Here is a 579-nt window from a genome sequence, read left to right on the forward strand (position 1 = left end):
GACGAGCACGAACTGCGGTGTGTCCGCCGGCAGTAGCCTGTTCGCCCAGTCCCCGGACCGTTCCGCCGTGTTCCAGTGGTCCGGTAACGGAACGACCTGGAACAAGGTCGGCGGAGCAGCCGGAACACTCTTCGCGGGCGGAGCGGGCGTGTTCGCCACCAACCCCACCAACGGCGACCTCTACAAAATGAACGGCCCCAACAACTGGGCCAAGGTCGGCGGACCCGCCAAAACCTTCGCCGTCACCGGCAACGGCCTCTTCGGCCTCTCCCCCGACGGCAGCGCCATCTTCCAATGGACCGGCAACGGCACCACCTGGAACAAAGTCGGCGGAGCAGCCGGAACACTCTTCGCAGGCGGAGCAGGCCTCTTCGCCACCAACCCCACCAACGGCGACCTCCACAAAATGAACGGCCCCAACAACTGGGCCAAGATCGGCGGAGCCGGCCACCAGTTCGCCGTCGCCGCAGACGCGATCTACGGCCTGTCACCCAACAGCGACGCAGTCTTCAAGTGGTCCGGCAACGGCACCACCTGGCACAAGGTCGGCGGCCCCGCCTCCTTCATCGCGGGCCGGTA

The 579-nt window shown here is 66.5% G+C and carries 1 protein-coding gene; it reads left to right on the forward strand.

The genetic code is table 11. The features are described from left to right. Positions 1-19: 19 nt before the first annotated feature. Positions 20-579: tectonin domain-containing protein (locus NOD94_RS41300; RefSeq protein ID WP_281211378.1), on the forward strand; the 560-nt coding region annotated here is incomplete at its 3' end.

Origin of the sequence: Streptomyces sp. Isolate_45 (genome assembly GCF_024721315.2) — a bacterium.
GTDB lineage: Bacteria > Actinomycetota > Actinomycetes > Streptomycetales > Streptomycetaceae > Streptomyces.